Below are 18,976 nucleotides of genomic sequence, written 5' to 3'. Positions count from 1 at the left end.
TGCTGGGGTAGCCGAGGCGCATCGGAGGGGTCCTGATGTCGTTGGCCGGATACCCGGCGCGGGTGCCGAGTTTCCTGGGGCAGCTGCTGCGCCGGGGTGCGCCGGTGATCGCGTTGACCCCGCGGGACGTGCCCGACCAGGTGGTGGATCCGGCGCCGGTGCCGGGCTGGCAGCGGATCTCGGCGATGTGCTCGGCCGAGAGCCAGTCCGAGCCCGATTCGCTGATGGTCCGGGCCTGCAAGTACGTGGTGCTGGTGCCGATGGTGTACCGCTTCGTCGTGCTGCCGGCGATGCTGCTGCCGGTGCTCGCCGCCGGTCACGTCGGCGTCGGCGTCGCGGTGGGACTGCTGCTTTTCGTGCTGAACGCGGCGACGATCGTGTGGGCGTTGCGGGTTCCCGGTGTGCTGAGCGATTCCATGCGCGGCCTGCTGATCACCGATGCGTCCGTCGCCTTCGTGGCCAATCTCGTCGTTGGCTACCTTGATCCGTCCGCCTCGGCGTTGACCTGGACCCACCTGACCGGCTCGGTGGCATTGTGGACGGTCGCATGGGGCATCCCCTTTGGACTGTTGTTGGCCGCGCTGAGCGTGCCGTTGCAGCTGGCACTGTCGGTGAACGCGATCACCTTGGCCGGCAACACCTTGCTGCTCGGCGTCACCATCGTGACCTCGACCGGCGCGCTGTTGATGGTGGGCCTTGGCACGAGGTTGGCTCTGGGGCTGGGAATCCGGCGGGGACGCGAGGCCGAGGCGGCCAAGGTTCGGCGCGAGCTGCACGACACCGTGTTGCAGGCGTTGGAGGTCATGGCCTTGCCTGCGCCCGGCGACGACCGGCACGCCGCTGAGCGGCTGGCCGAGCTGCGTGGCATCGCCCGTGCCCAGGCCATGGAGCTCCGCCGCGGCCTCGCGGGGGAGCTCGACCTGCCGCATCCGACCACCATCGGCGAGGACCTCACCCTGCTGGCCACGGAAATGGCCCGGGAGGGGCTGCGGGCGCAGCTGGTGTTCGCGGAGATCGACGACAGCGCGATGCCGGAGGCACGGCGGCGAGCCGTGCGTGAAGCGGCGCGGGAAGCCTTGCGTAACACCATGAAGCATTCCGGCACCAATGAAGCCGTGCTGCGGGTCGAGGAGCGGGACGGCGGCATCGCCGTGATCGCCCGTGATCACGGCAGCGGCTTCAGCGACGCCGATCGGCCGGCCGGGTTCGGTATCAGCGAGTCGATCGCCGCGCGGCTGGCCGAGGTCGGCGGGCACTCGCACGTCGATTCCCAGCCGGGCCGGGGAACACGGGTGACGCTGTGGGTGCCGCGGTGAGGGTTGCCGCCGCGCTGTTCGTGGCGCTCGTGCTGGCCCTGCTCGTCGACGTGCCTGATGGATACGCCGCCGGCTGCGCCAAATCGACCGAGGTGTACCAGGATTCGCCGCCGTGGGCCCAGAAGCTGCTCGATCCCGCGCGGATCTGGCTGCTCAGCAAGGGCACTGGGCAGACCGTCGCCATCGTCGGTGCCGGGGTCGACGGTGGCAATCCGCAGTTCGGTCGCGGTCAGGTGTTGGCGTCGAGCGACCTCGTGCCGGCGCCCGGCGGTGTCGCCGACTGCGACGGCCGTGGCACCTTCGCCGCCGGCATCATCGGTGCTCAGGCCAGTGACCAGACCACGTTCGTCGGCCTGGCACCTGGCGTTCGGCTGCTGCCCATCCGCTACACCGCCGGCTCCGGCGAGACCAATCCCGGTGATCCCGGCCGTCTCGCCGCCGCGATCACCGCAGCCGCACATGCCGGTGTCGGCACCATTCTCGTCGATGTTCCGACCACTGTGGACAGTCCGGCCCTCGACGACGCCGTCCGCTCCGCGATCTCCGACGGTGCCGTCATCGTGTCACCGGCCGTCGGCAGCCAACAGGGCGCGATCAGCTATCCCACGGCCCTGCCCGGCGTGCTCTCAGTGGGTGCTGTCGACCGTAACGGCAATGCCGTTACTACCGAATCCGGCGACTACATCGACATCGCCGCACCCGGTGCCGACCTTGTCGGCACCTCGGCCGGCGGCTACGGACATTCTTGGCCCATCAAGGATCCTTCCGCTGCCGCCGCCTACGTCGCCGCCACGGTCGCTCTGCTGCGCGCACATCAGCCGTCCGCCACGCCCGCGCAGATCGTGAACCGGTTGACGCTCACCGCTTCGCGTGCCGCCGGCGGCGGCCGCGATCCCCGTCTCGGCTGGGGTGTGGTCGATGCCTACACCGCCGTGACCTCGCAGCTGCCTCTCACCGCCGCCGGTCCCGGCGCTTCGCCGACCGCCGCCACGCCACCGGCCTTGGTCCCGGCTGCCGCCCCGGCGGAGGCTCCGATCAACGTCCTCGTCGGTGGATTGGCCCTGGGCGGAGTGGGATTGGCGGCTCTGGCCGGGTTGATCACCGTGACCATCCGGCGCGGCCGGGCGCGGGGCTGGCGGGTCAGTCCCTGAACACCGTGGTCAGCAAGGTGTCGATGAGCCAGTCGCGGTAACGCTCGGCCGACCAGCCCTGTTGCCGGCAGAGCAGGTGGTGCACATGCGGCGAACAGAGGGTGTGCAGCAGGTCGGCGGCGGTGTCGGCATCCTGCCGTAGCAGGCCGTTCTCCGACCAGGCCTGGGCCAGCGCGCCCATGTTGGCCCGGTTGGCCGCGGCGCTGCGGTCACAGAACTCACGCATGTCGGCGTCCGCGCCGGCCGACTCGATGGCCGCCATGATCAGGTCACCGGCCCGTTCGAACAGCGCCGTGCCGTACGTGACGCAGAGCGTGGCCGCGCGGCGGGGGTCGGTCTCCGTGAACAGGTCGGTGAAGGACGTGCGCTCGGCCACCGGCACCGGCAGGTCGTCGCCGACCGTCGCAATGTTCACCACCTCGTTGAACAGCGCCGTTTTGGTCGGAAAGGCCGTGTAGACCGTCCGTTCCGCGACGCCCGCCTCCGCCGCGACCTGGCGCATGGTCGTCGCACTCACGCCGCGCGCCACGAACAGGCGCGCCGCGGCCGCTCGGATCAGGCCCCTCGTCTGTTCGGCCGACTCCGCGCGGCGGCGGGACCGGTAGGGGCGCTTGACGTCGTCACTCATCGAGCGCACTCTATCAGCTGTGAATGCAGTACCACTGCACTGAAATGGAGGGGGCCATGCCACAGCTCACCGGCATCCACCACGTGAAGTTCCCGGTCAGCGACCTGGCGGCCAGCCGCGCCTGGTACGAGCAGGTGTTCGGATTCGAGGTCACCATGGAGTTCCCCGACGAGCAGGGCGTCGTCCGCGGCCTCGCCGGCTTCGCCCCCGGTCTCGGCGACGTCGGCCTCGCCCTGCGCGAGAACCCCGCCGCAGCCGCCGGCATCCAGGGCTTCGACCCGGTCAGCTTCGGCATCGCGGACAAGGCCGCCGCCGAGCAGTGGGCCGCCCACCTCGACACGCTCGGCATCGACCACTCGCCCGTCATCGACGCCACCATCGGCTGGATCCTGGTCTTCCACGACCCCGACGGCACCGAGATCCACCTCTACAGCTTCGCCGCCCACGGCACCGACCAGACCGGCCGCAAGGGCTACGGCCGCACCACCACCCCAGCCTGATTTCCCTGGCACATGCGGTCCGGATGTGCCGAATAGAGGCAACAACGACGCGCATGTGACATTCGAATGTGACGGGTGGGGCGTCAGGGCATGAGCGACAGGTACGCGCGGGCGGCCTGGTCGTCGCCCTGCTGGTAGTTGGCGGAGCTGGACCGAACGCCGGTGGACAGCGCGGAAGCGCGGGACTGCTGGGCGGCGATGCGAGCGGCGAGGGACTCGAGGAGCGAGGCGTGCACTTCGGCGGCCTGCTGCGACTGCGGCAGGCCGCCGAAGGCGGACGGGGTCGGCCCGGGGGAGCGGACCTCGCCCTCAAGGGACCGCAACCGCTGGGCCTGGGCGGCGAGCTCGGCGGCCACCAGGTCCAAGGCGCGAGGAGCGGCCCGGAACGAGGTGGGGGTGGCGCCGCCGGAGGGAGCACCGCCGGTCACCCCGCGACTGGCGGTCCGCGCCTGGGAGAGGTAACTCCGGTAGGCGCCGTTGGTGTACGTGGACCACGGCCGGAAATTGCTGCCGTGGTGGGAAATCGCGTAAGCATGCCGGGCGTTGGTCGCGGGATCGGCGTTGGCGGCGGCGTTGCGAAGGGCCTGCTCGGCGGCGGTGCCGTGACCGGGGTTGAGGGAGCGGATCTGCCACAGGCCGACGGAAGGCCCCCACGTGCCGGTCTGAAGGTTGACGTCGCCGTGGATGCCGGTGTCGCCATGGGATTCGGCCAATGCGACGGCGACGGCGGTGGTCAGGGCGTCGCCCCGGAAACCGGCGTTGTAGGCGTGCTGGGCGATCTGCTGGGCGCTGATGGTCGGCACGGGTCAGAAGTCCTCACCGATCACGGACGGCGCGACGGCGGACGACTCGCCCCACACGTCCTCGGTCTCGACCAGCCACGGCGGGATCCGCCGCCCACCACCCATGTCGTTGGCCCCGGCCCCGTTCATCGGCATCATGGGCATCATCGGCCCCATTGCCTTGCTACCAGCGGCATCGGCGACGGCAGCGCCGAGCGCGCCGCCGGCGAGATCGGCGGTGGGACTGCCGGGGCTGGAGACCATGCTGGTCGGCACGGAACCGGAAACACCGCCGCCACCGCCGATACCGCCGCCTGCGCCACCACCACCGACGGGAAGTGTGAACGACGCGCCGTCGCCAAGCTTGGCGCCCGCGGGCGTGGTGGACTTCTCGTCGGACTTGGGCTTCGCGAAACCGGGGATCTTGGGCATGATCGAGCCGAACCGGCCGAACGCCGCCGCCGACGCGGCCGCGAGGCCGGCGGTGAACATGCCGCCGAACAAGGGAGAACCGCCCTGCGGCTGGCCGGTCGGCACGCCGCCGCCGGCCGGCAGGGTGGTCGTGGTGCCGGTGGCGGTGTTCACCCACGACGACGACACGATCGGCGCGCTCACGCCGCTGTCGGACTGGGTGGTGGTCGGCGTGGTCCCCGACGGCACCTGCTCGGCGTTGGGCGACGGCGGAATCGACTGCTGCGCAGTCGTGTAGTCGCCGGCCAGGGCCTGCATCACCATTACGGCCTCGGCATGCGCGGCGTTGGACGCGGCCACGGCCGACTGCTGGTCCCGAACCTGTGCGATCGCGGCCGACTGCTGTTGCTGCATCTGCGCGACGACCTGGGGCGGCGTGTCGGCCTGCACCTGGATCTGCGTGGTGGCAAGGGAAACGACCGACGGCGACACCTGCGGCACGTTCACCGGCTTGGGCATCTTGGCCCGCGCGGTGGTCAGCGCCTCACCGGCATCGTGGGTCAGGTCCCGCATCGCGAACGCGGTGTCGGCGACCTTGCGGATGCCCTCGGCCAGATCGCCGATCATCGACTGGTACTGCTGCGCCGCGCCGCCCTGCCACTTGTCGGAGAACCCGGACAGCTGCGACTGGAGGTCGTTCGCCTTGTCGTGCAAGCCCTTGCCGGTCGTGTCCCAGATGTCGGCGGCCTCGCCGACGGTGTCAGGGTCGCTGGCGAACAGCATGGTGTAGAGCTGTTCATGGCTGTACTGGGCGAAGTTCGTGTGTGGGCTCATGTCCATGTCGAGTCACCCTGGCTGTCCGCGTAACCGGTCGTGACCTGCATGCCGCTGGCGAGATCGTCGTCGAGCCGCTCGTAGCCGGTGGCGACGGTCTTCGTCACGTTCTCGGCGAACTCGATCGCCTGCCGCACCTGATCGAGCAGGCCGTGCATCTCCGCGACCGCGGCCTTCGTCCGCGCCTCGAGCGAATTCGCCTCGCCGAACTCGCCCAGCAGCACCGGCGCGCCGGCCAGCTGCGTGAGCTGGTCCATCGGACCGCCCATGCCGTCCAGCTGGGTCTGCAGCTCGCGGGCGAAGTCGGTCAGCGACTGGAGGTGGACGGAGAACGACTGGTCCCACATCCCTGGTCAGCTCCCCAGAATCGTGTTCAACGCCGACGGCGGCGGGCCGGCAGCACGCCGGACCGCCGCCTGATGTCACGCGAAGTACTGCGTGTTCTTGTTCTCCAACGCCAGCTGGAGGTCGTGCGCCTCCAGCACCTTGCCGCCGAACTGGCCGACGATGGTGGCGATGTCGTTGGTGGCATTGCGCAGCCGCGTCTCGGCCTGCTCGGCCGCCTGGCCCGCGGCACTGCCCGAGGCGTACCACGTGGCCTTGATCGGCTGGAGCGCGGTGTGCAGCTGGTCCAGGTACTCCTGCAACGCCTTCGCCTTGGCGGCCAGCGTCTGCGAGCTGACCTGGAGCGCCGCGAAGTCGACGCTGATCTGGTCGGCGGTCATCGTGTGCTCCCTCTGCTCAGGCCAGCGTGCCGCCGGTCAGGCGGCCGAAGACCGCGCCACCGGCGTCCACGTTGTTGGACAGGCTGGTCAGGCTCTGGGCGACCGTGCTGTCACCGCTGCCGTAGTTGTGGAAGCTCTGGTTCACCAGGTTGGACATGGTGTCGAGCTCGGAACTGGCAACCCGCATCTTGTCCTGAAGCTGCGTGTGCAGCTGCCAGAACGCGGTGGCCTGGCTGCCCTGGTAGTGGCTCAGCGCCGAGACCAGGTCGTTCTCCAAGTCCGACATGGTCTTCTTGGCGTTCGCCGCGCACTCCTCGAAACCCTGGACCGCTCGCGTCATCGCCGCTGCGTCGGCCTTGAAGCCGGGGCTGCTCACGGGCCACCTCCTCTCGCTCGACTGCCTGCTGGTCACCGCTAACGCTAGAAAAAGCAGTGGTTCGAGCAAACGGCACAACTGCCAGGTGCAGTGACGGCACTATTACCCACAGGTGCGGTTCAGCAGGGCGTGACCCAGTAGATCGGCCGCCACGGGTAGTCGACGGTCTGGTTGGGCGCGGGCCCGGAGTCGTCGTACTCGCCGTGCTCGCTGTCCTCGAACACCGCGTTGGTGCCCCGGGTCTGGTTGTTGATCCACGAACCGCGGTCGGCCCACGGGATGAAGTACTCGTGGCACTGGAGCATGTCGACGACGTCGGATCCCTCGCCGACGTAGTTCTGGTAGCGGTACGCGCAGAAGTGCAGGTAGCGGCAGGTATAGGCCGGGCTGTTCGGTGCCAGCAGCCGCACCTCGGTGCCGCGGATGGTGACGCGATCGGGCGCCACCTGCACGCCACCCATCGCCACGTAGTGGTCGGCGCGGGCCTGAAGTTGTTGAGCCTGCTCGGCGGGGACCGCTCCGGCGGCGGACGCCGGCACGGCCAGGGCCACCGCGGCGGCCAACGCGGCCGCCGCGATGAGTCCCGTTCGCCGGGCACAACTGATCAAAGACACGGAGGTCCTCCCCTGATGTGGTCGCGGAGGACACTGCGGAACAGTTGCGCGCCCTCCCCGACACGCGACTGGTGCCCCACCACGGTCCTCCGCGCCACCCTCGGGTCGGTTCCGCCGAACGAGTTCGGACACCCGATTTGCCGGTTGTTCGCGCGGCAACTACTCCGCGATTGCCACCTGCACAAGGGAAGTTCGGGCACGGCGGCGGACCAGCTGGCCACGGCCGGGCGGTTGGGCCGAGGGTTTGGCGTCGCCCAACAGGATTCCCTCCTCCTTGGAGCCGGACAGCACGATGCCGGGGGAACCGAGTTCACGCACGCGTTGGATCAACGGCTCGAACAGGGCACGGGACGCGCCGCCGCTGGCCCTTGCGATGATCAGGTGCAACCCTACGTCCCGAGCCTGGGGGAGGAAGTCCAGCAAGGGGGACAAGGGGTTGCGGCCCGGGTTGGCGACGAGCTCGTAGTCGTCGACGAGCACGAACAGCTCGGGGCCGGTCCACCAGCTGCGTTCCCTGAGCTGCTCGACGGTGACCTCGGGCCCGGGCAGGCGGGTCCGCATGGCGGCGGCGGCTTCGGAAACGAGTCCGGTGACGGCGTTCTCCGCGCCGGCGTAGCCGAGTAGGTGGGCGCCGGTGACGGCGTCGAGCAGGCCGCGTCGGTAGTCGACGACGATGATGGCGGCCTCAGCGGGGGAATAGCGCGAGGTGATTCCCCGGGCGATCACGCGCAGCAGGTTCGACTTGCCGGACTCGACGTCGCCGAAGGCCAGGAAGTGCGGCTCCGCGGCGAAATCGAGGTGCACGGGCTTGAGATCGGCCTCGTCGAGACCGAGCGGGACGATCTTGCCGTCGCCGCCCGAGACCTCGGCCAGCGGGACTTCCCGTGGCAGCAGGCGAACGGGCGGAGCGGGCGGGCGGGTCCACGCCTTGGCCACGGCCTCGACGAACGCGGTCGTGCCGGCGGCAAGGGAACCCGGCCGCTGGTCACTGTCCACTCTGGGCAGTGCGGTGAGGAAGTGCAGCTTGTCCTTGGTGAGCCCGCGACCGGGCGCGCCGGCCGGCACGTTCTGGGCGGCGCGGCGGTCGATCGACGAGTCGGCGGGATCACCGAGCCGCAACTCGAAACGAGTACCGGCGGCGTCGCGCAACTGCGGCCGCACACCCATCCACCAGTTGGCCGAGACGATCACGTGGATGCCGAAGCCCAGCCCGCGGGCGGCGAGCCCGATCACGGCCTGCTCCAACGGTTCCTGCTCCTCGCGCAGCGTCGCCCAGCCGTCCACGACCAGGAACACGTCGCCGAACTCGCGGCCGTCGGTGCTCTCGGTGAACTCGGACCGGCGCTGCCGGAACGTGTTGATCGAGTCGATCCCGTTGGCGGCGAAGAACAATTCCCGCTCGGCCAGCAGCGTCGTCACCTCGGCGACGATCCGCCGCAGCCGCTCGGGTTCGCGTCGGGTGGCGTAACCGCTGGTGTGGGGCAGGCCGGCGATCGGGCGCAGCGCGCCGCCACTCATGTCCAGCACGAAGAACTGCGCCTCGGCCGGCGTGTGGGTGAGCGCGAGAGCGCCGATCAGCGTACGCAGCAACGTGCTCTTGCCGCTCTGCGGTGCACCGACCACCATCGCGTTGCCGGCGGCGCCGGACAGGTCGGCCCACAGCAGGTCCCGCCGCTGCTCGAACGGCTTGTCCACGATGGCGATCGGCACGATCAGCCGGCCGTTGCCACCCCAGCCGACCGGGCACAGCCCGCGCTCGTCGTTCACGCCGAGCGGCGGCATCAGCTGGTCCAGCGTCGGCGGTTCGCCCAGCGGCGGCAGCCAGATCTGGTGCGCGTCAGGTCCCTTGCCCTGCAACCGATCCACCATCGTGCCCATGATCGTCTCACCGGTCGTCGGCAACTCCGAGGCAACGGGCTCCGCGACGATCTCGGGGATCGGCGTCGGGGCCAGCGTGAACGGCACCACGGCGCGCATCTGGGCCGGGCCGGCCTCGACGACTCCGCGCGCCGGCAGTTCCCCGGACACGAACGCGGCCTTGAACCTGATCAGCGTTTCCGTGTCTACGCGCAGATAACCCGAGCCCGGCACCGGCGGCAGCTGGTGCGCGTCGGCCACGCCCAGCACGGAACGGCTCTCCGAGGCGGAAAACGTGCGCAGACCGACCCGGTAGGACAGGTGCGAGTCGAGGCCGCGCAGGCGGCCTTCCTCAAGTCGTTGGGAGGCCAGGAGAAGATGGATGCCGAGGCTGCGGCCCAGTCGGCCGATCATGACGAACAGATCGATGAAATCGGGCTGGCTGGACAGCAGCTCGGAGAACTCGTCGATGATCACCAGCAGCGAGGGCAGCGGTTCGAGCGACGCGCCGTCCATCCGGGCCCGCTCGTAGTCCCGCACGGAGGCGTAGTTTCCCGCTGCCTTCAACAACTCCTGGCGGCGGACCAGCTCGCCCTTGATCGCGTCGCCCATGCGGTCGACCATGGACAGGTCCTCGGCCAGGTTGGTGATCACGGCGCAGGTGTGCGGCAGGCCGGTCATGCCGGCGAAGGTCGCGCCGCCCTTGAAGTCGATCAGCGCCAGGTTCAGCTGCTCGGACGAGTGCGTCGCGGCCAGGCCGATCACCAGTGTGCGCAGCAGTTCCGACTTGCCGGAGCCGGTCGCGCCGATCACCAGGCCGTGCGGGCCCATGCCGCCCTCGGCCGACTCCTTCAGGTCGAGGTCGACCGGCCGGCCGTCGGGGTCGACGCCGATCGGCAGCCGCAGCCGCTCCCGGGCCGTCCGCCGACGCCACGTGACGGCCGTGTCGAGATCACGGGGATCGCCGATGCCGAGCAGCCCCGGCAGTCCGAAGCTGGCCGCCATCGGCGACTCCGCGACCACCGGTTTTCCCTGGTAGAGCGGGGTGAGCTGGCGGGCGAGAGCCTCGGCCGACGCGTGATCGAATCGGTCCGGACGGCCCAGCAGCGCGATCCGCCGGTCGCTGTCCTCGCCTACGACCATGCCCAGCCGCTCGCCGGCCACGTGCAGGAACAGATCGGTGTCGTCGGACTCGTCCGGGATGCCGCCGCTGACGTCGATCACCGTGACGGCCTGGCGGCCGCCGGCCGCGGTCAGCCGGCTGTCGTCGGTCGTCCGGCCGCCGTCCAGGACGACGACAATGTGTTGGTACTCGGGCGAAGTCGCCTTGCTGAACGGCAGTCGTTCGCCGAGTTCCGCGCCGAGCAGGTCGGCCAGCACGCCGACCCGTTCGGCCACCAGCCGGGTCGGCCCGGTGGGATCACCGGTGGTGCCCTGGTTGTGCGGCAACCACTTCGCCCACTCCCAGTCGCGGATCCGTTCGCCGGGCAGGCAGAACGCGATCCGCAGGTCGGTCGGCGAGTGGAAGGCCGCCAGCTGCGCCAGCATCGACCGGACCAGGTCCAGCACCTGACGCCGGTCGCCGGTCACCGTGATCCGCGCGAACGACCGCAGCGAGATCGCCACCGGCAGATCCTGCACGGTGGCGTAGGCCCGGATGAAGTGCCGCAATGCCGTGGAGGACACCGGATCGAGGTCCTCCAGCGGCACGGTCTGCGGCGCGCGCAGGGTGTGGCCAGCCGCTGTGGGCCGGCGCCGACCCGCACCCGGCCGAACGCCGGGTCCGTCCGCCGCCGCTCCCACAGCCGGCCGCGTTCCACGAACGCCCACAGATCGGCCGGTTCCGGCTGGGCGGCGGTCAGCGCGATCCGCTGCCGTTCGGCGACTTCCCGCACCTGGCCGCGCAGCCCGGTCAGGTAGCGCTGGTAGTCCCGCCGCTCCTCGTTGATCTGCGCCTTCTTGGCCGCCCCGCCCCGGGCCAGCGACATGATCACCATGCCGGCCATGGACACCGCGAACAGCGCGCCGAAGACGTAGGTCATCACGCCGCCGCTGCGTCCGATGTAGACGAACGACATCGCCCCCATGCCGAGCATCATCGGCAGGAAGAACAGCAGCTGCACCGCGCCCTGGTTGGAGCCCTTGGGCAGCATCGGCGGCGACTGCAGCATGATCTCGCCGGTCGGCGGCTCCAGCGGCGCCCGCCTGGTCTGTACCGCGCTCACCACGGCATTCTGCCCAGAGAACCGAGTCGGGCTTGTGGGTATTTCTGCCGTCATGGTGGCTAGTGGGTAATTCTGCCGTCTGGATTGCTCTGGTGTCCGCTCTACTCTCCGTCTCACAAGGTCGCCGACCAGGGAGGGAGTGGGATGGACACCGGTCAGTACGAGGTGCGTCCGGAGGCCATGCGGTCCGCGGTCGGCAACATCGGCGGCATCATCATGCAGACCGTCAACGCCGTGCTCGACCTGGAGGCACTGGTGTTGGCGCCGACCTCGTTCGCGATGATCGGCGACGCGGTGGCCTCGGGCAACGTCGCGATGCAGGCGCAGCAGGTGGCCGCGTTGCAGTCGCTGCTGAAGGGCCTGCAAGCCGTCAACGACCTGATCCGCAAGAGCGCGGACGCCTACGACGACGCCGACCGCGCGGTGGCCAAGGGCTTCGGCGGCAACCCGTCGGCCGGCACGGCGAACACGGCCAGCCTGTGGTCGAGCCCGGCGGCCGGCCTGGTGGCGGCGCAGGCGTTCAACGACAGCGTCGGCGGCGCGGGCGATCCGCATTCGGTGGCCAACGTGCTGGACTACCTGGGCCATGCGGGCCTGGGTCACGACTCGTCGGCCGGGCAGTTCGCCCACGACAGCACGGGTTTCGCCAACTGGCTGGACGCGAGTCCCGATCACCAGGCCCAGGTGGGCGTGATCGGCGTGTACTCGGGCGTGGCCCGCAACCTCGGCGACATCCCCGGCGGTGTGCACGCGGGCGACGTGGTGGTGGTCAACTCGGCCATCGGCGTGGCCGGGGCCGGCGGCCAGCTCTACAACCACGGCCTGCTCACCCCGGACTTCGGCGGCCTCGCGATGGTCCGCGTCTACCGTCCGATGCCGGCCTGACAGGAGAGACCACCGTGTTCACGTTCCCGAACTCCAGCGCGATGGACGCGACGGCGGGCTCCGGCGGGCCGATCACGTTCCTGCCGCGCATCGTCACCGGCCAGCCCGAGCAGATCGCCGCGCACGTGGCCCATGTGCTGGACAAGGCCAAGCAGTTCGTCACGCTGATGGACGACTTCGCCAAGGCGGAGAAGCAGCTGGCCCAGGTGTGGTCGGGCGCGGCGTCGGAGACGGCGCTGAAGAAGATCACCGACTCGCTGCAGTCCTTCGAGAAGATCATCAAGGTGGTGCAGGACGGCGCGCAGCTGCTCGGCGTGGCCGGCACGCTGGTCAAGACCGCGCAGACCGCCTACACCTCGGTGGTCTCGGCGGTGAACCCGACGGTCGCGGCGCTGATGTCCAATCCGTGGACGCATGCGGCCGCGGTCGCGCTGTCCACCGCGACTTCGGCTTCGCTGCGTGGTTTCATCGAGGCGATCGGCGGCCTGCTCAAGACGTTGGGGCTGACCAAGCTGGCCACCGAGCTGACGACGCTGGTCCAGATCATCCAGGAGCTGGAGAAGCTGTTCAGCGGCAACAAGTCCGCCTCGGCCTCGACCCCGGGCGGGACCACGCCGTCGACCACGACGGTGACGAGCAACCCGGTCACCGCGCCGGTGACGCCGCCCGCGGTGGCTTCGGCTTCCGGCCAGCAGGTGGGCTCGACGCCGACGACGTCGACCGTGTCGAATCCCAATGGGGCACAACCGAATCCGTACAGCTACACGCCGCCCGCGCTCGGTGGGACGGGGACGACTCCGAGCACGTCCGATTCGTGGATCCCGGTCGACCCGCCGGCCGGGACCACTCCCACCCCGCCGCCGGTCAGCACGCCCGCGACGCCGGCCGACCCGGGCGTGATCAAGGTGACCACGACGATCGGCAGCGAGTCGACGACCGTGGAGATCCCGACCGGCCATGACGCCCAGGTCGACGTGGACATCCCGGTCAACGGCGAGCACGTGACCGAGCACATCTCGGTGACCGGCACCGGCAAGGTCTCGGTGTCGTGACCGACATCTCCGGGGTGGTCGCCTCGGTCCTCACCCGCTACCTGAGCGTGCTCGACGAGTGCGCCAAGCAGGTGACCGGCGATCCCGTTGCGCTGCAACAGCAAGCGCAGCGGCAGGCGGACGACGCGACGAAGCTCGCTGCGGTGTCGTCGGACATGACCAGCTGCGCCGGAAAGTCCGACGCCGGCTGGCAGGGGGCCGCGCAGCTGGCGTTCAAGTCGGCCGCCGGCGTGCTGACCAAGGACATCGACGACGTCGTCCAGCAGCTCAAGATCGAGTCGCAGCGGTTGTCCATGACTGCCAACGCGATTCAGACGACCATGTCCGCAATGGACACTGTCCGGGCCGAGTTCCTCCAGTACGCCAGGGTGTTGTGCGACGAGGCGCGGACCGCGGCGGCCGGCTCGGAGCAGGCGTTCCTCAACGCGGCCCAGCAGTTGGGCGACTCGGCGGTGAAGTCGGCGACCGCGTTGCGGCAGCGGTTGGCCGACGCGCTGACCCGGTTGTACGGGTTGAAGCCGGAAACCGCTGAGCCGGCCGAGAAAGCCGAAGACGAAGGACCAGGCAAGCTCAAGGTCGACCTGACGCAGCTGAAGAAGGGTCCACTGTCCTGGATCGGAGACGAGATCCTGGACGGGCGCAGGCGACCGCGGTCGGTGCCGTCGTGGTTTTCCAACTCCGGCTGGTACAAGCTCACCGATGACGGATTCTCGGGCACCCGTGCGCCGAAGAAGGACGAGACTCCGTTCGGCGACGCCGAGCTGCCGGAGCACGCCACCACCGGCCAGAAGATCTGGCACAGCACGGACATCACGCTACTCAAGGGCGAGGGCGTGCTCGGCGACGAGAGCTGGGGCGCCAAGGTCGGCGACAACGTCGACGAGGCGCACGCCTACCTCGGCCCGCGGGCCACGTGGGACGCGGCGGCGCTCGTGCACGGCGGCGAGTTCCGGCTGGACGGCAAGGTTCAGGGCACCCTGGCCGACATCGGCGCCAGTGGAGCGCTGACCGACGGCGTCGTCACCGCCAAGGGTGACGTCGGCGCGTACGTCGGCGGGCAGGTGGCCGGCCACCTCGACGGCAGCTCGCACGGCGTCGCGGCGCACCTGGATGCCTTTGCCGGGGCCAAGATCAGTGGCTCGGCCGGGGTCGACGTGGCCGGCATCGGCGTGGGTGCGAAAGGCGAGCTGGAGGCCGGCATCGGCGCCCAGTTCGACGGTCAGGCCACAATGGACAACGGGCATCTCAAGGTCAACTTCAAGGTCGGCGCGGCGCTGGGCGTCGGGGCCAGCCTGGGTGCGAACATCGACGTCGACCTGCCCAAGGTGTGGGAAACCGCTTCGCACTACGGTCATGAGGCGTACGAATCCGTGAGCAACACAGCGGCGCAGGCGGCGAGGGCGTTGACATGGTAGAGCTGCCTTTGGCGTTGGACGTGCCGGACGGCTGGGTTCCCGTCGACCCGGCCGAATCGGGCGCTCCGGGCGCGGCCCTGGTCATCGTGCTGCCTACGCCCGAAGGGGAGTTCACGCCCAATATCACCGTCGGTGTGGGCGAGCCCCAGTCCACTGTGGACCTGCACGCCGCCGTGGACGCCGCCGTCGCGCGACTGTCCGAAGTGGCCGATGAGCTCGTGGTGCGCAGCCGACAGGACGTGGGCGAGGATCCCGCTCCCGGCGTGGCCCAGGTGATCGACCTGCTGGTCGGCGGCCAGCGGCTGGCGCAGTACCAGGTGCACCTGTCGGTTCCGTTGCCGGACAACGACGGGCACGTGGTGGTGGAGCTGGCCGGCACGTGCACGCCGTCGCAGGCCGAGCGGGCGGTGCCGGACTTCCAGCGGGTGGTGGGCAGTTTCCACCTGCGCGCGGACGACGAGTGAGAGGCGGATCATGGATCTGGAGACCGGTGTCGACGTGCAGGGCCTGCTCGATCAGGTACGGGAGCAGCAGGAGCAGGTGCAGCGCATCCAGCGTGGCGTCGAGGCCATGGAGGTCAAGGGGTATTCGCGCGGCAACGAGGTGACCGTGTCGCTGCGGGGCAGCGGGCAGTTCACCGCGATCGACATCGACCCGGAGGCGATGCGTCGCTACAACGCGCGTGACCTCGGGGACATGGTGCTGGAGGCGGTCAACGACGGGCTGCGCAAGATGGCCGAGGCGACCAGCGCCCGGTTCGCGCCGGTGATCGAGGCCGCCGGCCGGATGGAGCGGTTCACGTCATGATCTCCACGACGCGCCGGATCACCGTGGTCACTCCCCGGGCGCGTGTGGACGTCGCGCTGCCGGTGCAGAGCACGCTCGCCGAGCTGGTGCCGCAGCTGGTGCGCCTGTCCGGGGCCGAAGGCCAGGCGTCGCCGGACAATCCGGGCTGGGTGCTGTCCCGGCTCGGCGATTCTCCTTTCCCGCCAGGCGTCACCGTCGCCGCGATCGGACTCCGTGACGGGGAAGTGCTGCACCTCAGCCCGCGTGAACGGCAGGTCGTGCCGCTGCTGTTCGACGACGTCGTCGACGCCATCGCCAGCGTCGCCGGCACCAAGACCGGCGCGTGGGCCGGGCAGATCGCCCGGCGATCGGCCCAGCTGGCGGCCGTTGTCGCGTTGCTCGGCGCTGCCGTCTTGTTGGCCGCCGGCCTGTCCGGCACCTGGTACGCTCCCGCCGCCTGTGGCGGGTATGCCCTGGTCCTGCTGTTCAGCGGCGGCGCTTTGACCCGTGCCTACGGCGATTCCGGCTCCGGCGTCGCGTGTGCCGCCGCTGGTGTGGGTGCCGCTTTGTTGGCCGGATTGACTGCCGTGCCGCCTTTCGCGGTGTCCTTGGGCGTCGCGTCGTTGGCGGCCGGCTTGGCCGCTTTGACCGGATACGGTGTTCTGGCGGCCGTTTTGCTGTCGGATCGCCTGCCGTGGTTCGGCGGACTGGCCGTGGCCGCCGCGGCCGGGACCATCACGTCGGCCATCGTCCTGCTGGCCGGTGTCGGCGTTGCCGGTCCGGCCGCCGTATTGACCGCCACCGTCACCGCTTTGGCCGCTTTGGCCCCGATGTTGGCTCTGCGCCTGGGAAAACTGCCGCTGCCCCGCGTGCCGGCCGACATCGACTCGTTCCGGGCCGAGGAGGAACCCACCCTCGGGCCCGATGTCCTGGACCAGACCGCCAACGCCGAGCGCATCCTCACCGGCCTGCTCGCCGCTTTCGCCCTCGCCGGCGTCGGCGGTGTCTTCGCTCTACTGGGCGAGGATTCCCCTTGGCCCGCCGCCCTTTCCGGCGTGTTGGGTGTCGTATGGCTGCTCCGGTCCCGTTCTTACGCCGGCACCGCCCAACGCCTCGTGCTGCTCCTCGCCGGCCTGGCCATGCTCGCCCGCCTCGGTGCGTGGCTCATCACGTGGCAGCACGGCACGCTCATCGCCGTCGGCGTGTTGGTGATCGCCGCCATCCTCTGCCTCGCCCACGCCACCCGCGTCCGCCGTAGCCGGCGATCGCCGTACTGGTCGCGGATGATGGACATCGCCGAGTTCCTCGGTCTCATCGCCATCGTGCCGCTGGTCGGCGCCGTGTTGAACGTCTACGAGGTCGTTCGCGGCGTGCTCTAGGTGTACTGCCTTGGGAGGTTGCGAACGGGCAGACACGTGAACCGATGATCTTGAAATGAGGGAAGGCCTCCAGGTTCGGTGTGGATTGCGACGTCTACACCGAGCTCCCGGAGGCCCTCATGCCCCACCGTAACGCACCCTTGACCGAGCTGGGCAGGCTGCGGCTGGCCCGCTGCGTCGTGGACGACGGTTGGCCACTGCGACCAGCGGCCGACCGGTTCCAGGTCTCGGTCAGCACCGCTCAACGCTGGGCGCGGCGCTACCGCCAACTCGGTGCCGCTGGCATGGTCGACCGGTCCTCCCGTCCTCGCACCAGCCCTGGCCGTACCCCTACCCGCACCGAACGCCGCATCATCAAGGTCCGCGTACTACGCCGCTGGGGACCGGCCCGCATCGCCTACCTGCTCGGCCTGAACCCGGCTACGGTGCACCGGGTGCTGCGTCGCTACGGCCTGGCTCGCCTGACGCATCTGGACCGCGCCACCGCGCAACCCATCCGCCGCTACGAACGCGACGCTCCCGGCGACCTGATCCACGTCGACATCAAAAAGCTGGGCAACATCCCCGACGGCGGCGGTCACCGGGTGCACGGCCGTCAGATCGGCGGCCGCAACAGCCAACGCACCGCCACCGCGACCCGCAGCGCCTACCGCAACCCCTTGCTGGGCTACGGATTCCTGCACAACGCGATCGATGATCACTCCCGTCTGGCCTACACCGAGATCCTGCCCGACGAGACCAAGGAAACCGCCGCCGCGTTCTGGCAGAGGGCGCAGACCTTCTTCCACACCAACGGAATCACCGTCAAACGGGTACTCACTGACAACGGGTCCTGCTACCGCTCACGACTCTGGCGCGACACCCTGGCCGCCGCAGACATCACCCACAAACGCACCCGCCCCTACCGGCCCCAGACCAACGGCAAAGTGGAACGGTTCAACCGCACCCTGCTCGACGAATGGGCCTACGCCCGCCCCTACCGGTCCGAGACCGAACGCCGCCAGGCCCTGCCGCAGTGGCTACACACCTACAATCACCACCGCGGCCACACCGCGCTCAAGGGCCTACCCCCAGCCAGCCGCGTTCCCAACCTCACGGGTCAGAACATCTAGGCCAGCCGGGCCACGGCGGCGCGCAGGAAGTCGCCCTTGGCCGGGCTGCCCCGGTGCCCGGACTGGTCGCAGATGAACAGGTCCGCGCCGGGCCAGGCGGCGGCCAGCTCGTAGGCCGTCGTCACCGGGCAGCTCAGGTCCAGCCGACCGTGCGTCAGCGCGCCGGGAATGCCGGCCAGTGTGCCCGCGTTGCGGATCAGTTCGCCGTCGTCGAGCCAGGCGTTGTTGGCGAAGTAGTGTGCGCAGATCCGCGTGATGGCCAGCAGATCGTCGTCGACCGGGCCGCTGAACGCGCCGGGCCTGGCGTTGGGCTCCAGCGACAGCGTGACGTCTTCCCAGCGCCCCCAGGCCATCGCCGCCTGGGCCTGCACTTCGCGGTCCGGGCTGGCCAACCGCCGGGCGTAGTCGGCCAGCAGATGATCGACGTCGGGTTCACCGCCCGCGAACCGCTCGTACTCCTCCGGAAAGAATCGGGACGCGCCGCCGTAGAGCCATTCGATCTCCTCACGGCGGCAGGTCATGATCGCGGACAGCACGATCGCCGATACCCGGTGCGGGTACCGCTGCGCGTAGGCCAGCGCCAGCGTGCACCCCCACGAGGCGCCGCGGACCAGCCAGCGGTCGATGCCGAGGTACTCGCGCAGCAGTTCCAGATCGGCGATCAGGTGGGCAGTGGTGTTGACCGACATGTCGGTCGACGGATCCGCCGCGCTGGGCGTGCTACGCCCGCAGCCACGCTGGTCGTACAGCACGACGCGGTAGCGCTCCAGGTCGTAGGTGTCCCGCATGCCCGGCATGCAGCCCTGGCCGGGACCGCCGTGCAGCAGCACCAGCGGTTTGCCGTCCGGATTGCCGCAGATCTCCCAGTACATCTGGTTGCCGTCCCCGACATCCAGCATTCCGTGCGCGTACGGCTCAGCCATGTGCC

Annotated in this window: 18 protein-coding genes and 1 pseudogene; 10 read left to right on the top strand and 9 right to left on the bottom strand. The window is 69.9% G+C overall.

Annotated features, from left to right (window positions below; translation table 11 throughout):
• The first annotated feature begins 35 nt into the window (after positions 1–35).
• Both M3Q35_RS22865 and M3Q35_RS22860 read left to right on the top strand, forming a co-directional pair.
• The gene (locus M3Q35_RS22865; protein ID WP_273944056.1) at positions 36–1,316 is read left to right on the top strand and encodes a sensor histidine kinase; all 1,281 of its coding nucleotides are present in this window, start codon (positions 36–38) and stop codon (positions 1,314–1,316) included.
• Positions 1,313–2,467 (top strand): S8 family serine peptidase, encoded by a 1,155-nt coding sequence (locus M3Q35_RS22860; protein ID WP_273944055.1) that lies wholly within the window; start codon positions 1,313–1,315, stop codon positions 2,465–2,467. The genes M3Q35_RS22865 and M3Q35_RS22860 overlap by 4 nt, the downstream gene beginning before the upstream one ends.
• On the opposite strand, the gene M3Q35_RS22855 is transcribed toward M3Q35_RS22860, so the two are convergent.
• Positions 2,457–3,095, bottom strand: a complete 639-nt coding sequence (locus M3Q35_RS22855) for a TetR/AcrR family transcriptional regulator (protein ID WP_273944054.1) — start codon at positions 3,093–3,095, stop codon at positions 2,457–2,459. The genes M3Q35_RS22860 and M3Q35_RS22855 overlap by 11 nt on opposite strands.
• 56 nt (positions 3,096–3,151) lie before the next feature.
• Between M3Q35_RS22855 and M3Q35_RS22850 the strand changes: the two genes are divergently transcribed.
• The gene (locus M3Q35_RS22850; protein ID WP_273944053.1) at positions 3,152–3,595 is read left to right on the top strand and encodes a VOC family protein; all 444 of its coding nucleotides are present in this window, start codon (positions 3,152–3,154) and stop codon (positions 3,593–3,595) included.
• 83 nt (positions 3,596–3,678) lie between these two features.
• Here the strand turns inward: M3Q35_RS22850 and M3Q35_RS22845 are convergent, their stop codons facing one another.
• The 7 genes and pseudogenes from M3Q35_RS22845 to eccCa all read right to left on the bottom strand — a co-directional run bounded on the left by M3Q35_RS22845 (position 3,679) and on the right by eccCa (position 11,419).
• Complete coding sequence (locus M3Q35_RS22845) at positions 3,679–4,398, bottom strand: transglycosylase SLT domain-containing protein (protein WP_273944051.1); 720 nt, start codon at positions 4,396–4,398, stop codon at positions 3,679–3,681.
• A 3-nt stretch (positions 4,399–4,401) separates the two neighbouring features.
• Entirely contained in the window at positions 4,402–5,628 is a 1,227-nt protein-coding gene (locus M3Q35_RS22840; RefSeq protein WP_273944050.1) for a WXG100 family type VII secretion target, read from the bottom strand.
• On the bottom strand, positions 5,619–5,969 hold the full coding sequence (locus M3Q35_RS22835) for a hypothetical protein (protein ID WP_273944049.1): 351 nt from the start codon (positions 5,967–5,969) through the stop codon (positions 5,619–5,621). The genes M3Q35_RS22840 and M3Q35_RS22835 overlap by 10 nt, the downstream gene beginning before the upstream one ends.
• Before the next feature lie 75 nt (positions 5,970–6,044).
• Positions 6,045–6,347 carry a hypothetical protein gene (locus M3Q35_RS22830; protein ID WP_273944046.1) on the bottom strand — a complete coding sequence of 101 codons (303 nt, stop codon included), beginning with the start codon at positions 6,345–6,347 and terminating at the stop codon, positions 6,045–6,047.
• 16 nt (positions 6,348–6,363) lie between these two features.
• On the bottom strand, positions 6,364–6,723 hold the full coding sequence (locus M3Q35_RS22825) for a WXG100 family type VII secretion target (protein ID WP_273944038.1): 360 nt from the start codon (positions 6,721–6,723) through the stop codon (positions 6,364–6,366).
• Positions 6,724–6,842: 119 nt separating this feature from the next.
• Complete coding sequence (locus M3Q35_RS22820; protein WP_273944036.1) at positions 6,843–7,337, bottom strand: hypothetical protein; 495 nt, start codon at positions 7,335–7,337, stop codon at positions 6,843–6,845.
• A 159-nt stretch (positions 7,338–7,496) separates the two neighbouring features.
• Positions 7,497–11,419: pseudogene (gene eccCa, locus M3Q35_RS22815) on the bottom strand (type VII secretion protein EccCa).
• A 144-nt stretch (positions 11,420–11,563) separates the two neighbouring features.
• On the opposite strand from eccCa, the gene M3Q35_RS22810 reads away from it, so the two are divergent.
• The 7 genes from M3Q35_RS22810 to M3Q35_RS22780 all read left to right on the top strand — a co-directional run bounded on the left by M3Q35_RS22810 (position 11,564) and on the right by M3Q35_RS22780 (position 18,048).
• On the top strand, positions 11,564–12,304 hold the full coding sequence (locus M3Q35_RS22810; protein ID WP_273944035.1) for a WXG100 family type VII secretion target: 741 nt from the start codon (positions 11,564–11,566) through the stop codon (positions 12,302–12,304).
• Between the two features lie 14 nt (positions 12,305–12,318).
• A complete protein-coding gene (locus M3Q35_RS22805) occupies positions 12,319–13,356 on the top strand; it encodes a WXG100 family type VII secretion target (RefSeq protein WP_273944034.1) in 1,038 nt (345 codons plus the stop codon).
• Positions 13,353–14,771, top strand: a complete 1,419-nt coding sequence (locus tag M3Q35_RS22800; protein ID WP_273944033.1) for a bactofilin family protein — start codon at positions 13,353–13,355, stop codon at positions 14,769–14,771. The genes M3Q35_RS22805 and M3Q35_RS22800 overlap by 4 nt, the downstream gene beginning before the upstream one ends.
• Positions 14,765–15,235, top strand: coding sequence for an LpqN/LpqT family lipoprotein (locus M3Q35_RS22795; protein WP_273944032.1), 471 nt, complete (start codon positions 14,765–14,767; stop codon positions 15,233–15,235). The genes M3Q35_RS22800 and M3Q35_RS22795 overlap by 7 nt, the downstream gene beginning before the upstream one ends.
• A gap of 10 nt (positions 15,236–15,245) precedes the next feature.
• A complete protein-coding gene (locus M3Q35_RS22790) occupies positions 15,246–15,578 on the top strand; it encodes a YbaB/EbfC family nucleoid-associated protein (protein WP_273944031.1) in 333 nt (110 codons plus the stop codon).
• Positions 15,575–16,936 carry a type VII secretion integral membrane protein EccD gene (eccD, locus tag M3Q35_RS22785; RefSeq protein WP_273944030.1) on the top strand — a complete coding sequence of 454 codons (1,362 nt, stop codon included), beginning with the start codon at positions 15,575–15,577 and terminating at the stop codon, positions 16,934–16,936. Before M3Q35_RS22790 ends, eccD begins: the two co-directional genes overlap by 4 nt.
• Positions 16,937–17,055: 119 nt before the next feature.
• A complete protein-coding gene (locus M3Q35_RS22780; RefSeq protein WP_273944029.1) occupies positions 17,056–18,048 on the top strand; it encodes an IS481 family transposase in 993 nt (330 codons plus the stop codon).
• Here the strand turns inward: M3Q35_RS22780 and pip are convergent.
• Positions 18,045–18,971: a prolyl aminopeptidase gene (pip, locus tag M3Q35_RS22775; protein WP_273944027.1), complete on the bottom strand. Its 927-nt coding sequence runs from the start codon at positions 18,969–18,971 to the stop codon at positions 18,045–18,047. The genes M3Q35_RS22780 and pip overlap by 4 nt on opposite strands.
• Positions 18,972–18,976: the final 5 nt, after the last annotated feature.

Origin of the sequence: Kutzneria chonburiensis (genome assembly GCF_028622115.1) — a bacterium.
Taxonomy (GTDB): Bacteria; Actinomycetota; Actinomycetes; order Mycobacteriales; family Pseudonocardiaceae; genus Kutzneria; species Kutzneria chonburiensis.
This window is presented reverse-complemented; position numbering and strand designations above follow the sequence as displayed.

Coding starts and splice junctions, on each gene's coding strand:
- M3Q35_RS22865 (WP_273944056.1), top strand. CDS start 36: ATGTCGTTGGCCGGATACCCGGCGCGGGTGCCGAGTTTCCTGGGGCAG.
- M3Q35_RS22855 (WP_273944054.1), bottom strand. CDS start 3,095: ATGAGTGACGACGTCAAGCGCCCCTACCGGTCCCGCCGCCGCGCGGAG.
- M3Q35_RS22850 (WP_273944053.1), top strand. CDS start 3,152: ATGCCACAGCTCACCGGCATCCACCACGTGAAGTTCCCGGTCAGCGAC.
- M3Q35_RS22840 (WP_273944050.1), bottom strand. CDS start 5,628: ATGGACATGAGCCCACACACGAACTTCGCCCAGTACAGCCATGAACAG.
- M3Q35_RS22835 (WP_273944049.1), bottom strand. CDS start 5,969: ATGTGGGACCAGTCGTTCTCCGTCCACCTCCAGTCGCTGACCGACTTC.
- M3Q35_RS22830 (WP_273944046.1), bottom strand. CDS start 6,347: ATGACCGCCGACCAGATCAGCGTCGACTTCGCGGCGCTCCAGGTCAGC.
- M3Q35_RS22810 (WP_273944035.1), top strand. CDS start 11,564: ATGGACACCGGTCAGTACGAGGTGCGTCCGGAGGCCATGCGGTCCGCG.
- M3Q35_RS22795 (WP_273944032.1), top strand. CDS start 14,765: ATGGTAGAGCTGCCTTTGGCGTTGGACGTGCCGGACGGCTGGGTTCCC.
- M3Q35_RS22790 (WP_273944031.1), top strand. CDS start 15,246: ATGGATCTGGAGACCGGTGTCGACGTGCAGGGCCTGCTCGATCAGGTA.
- eccD (WP_273944030.1), top strand. CDS start 15,575: ATGATCTCCACGACGCGCCGGATCACCGTGGTCACTCCCCGGGCGCGT.
- M3Q35_RS22780 (WP_273944029.1), top strand. CDS start 17,056: ATGCCCCACCGTAACGCACCCTTGACCGAGCTGGGCAGGCTGCGGCTG.
- pip (WP_273944027.1), bottom strand. CDS start 18,971: ATGGCTGAGCCGTACGCGCACGGAATGCTGGATGTCGGGGACGGCAAC.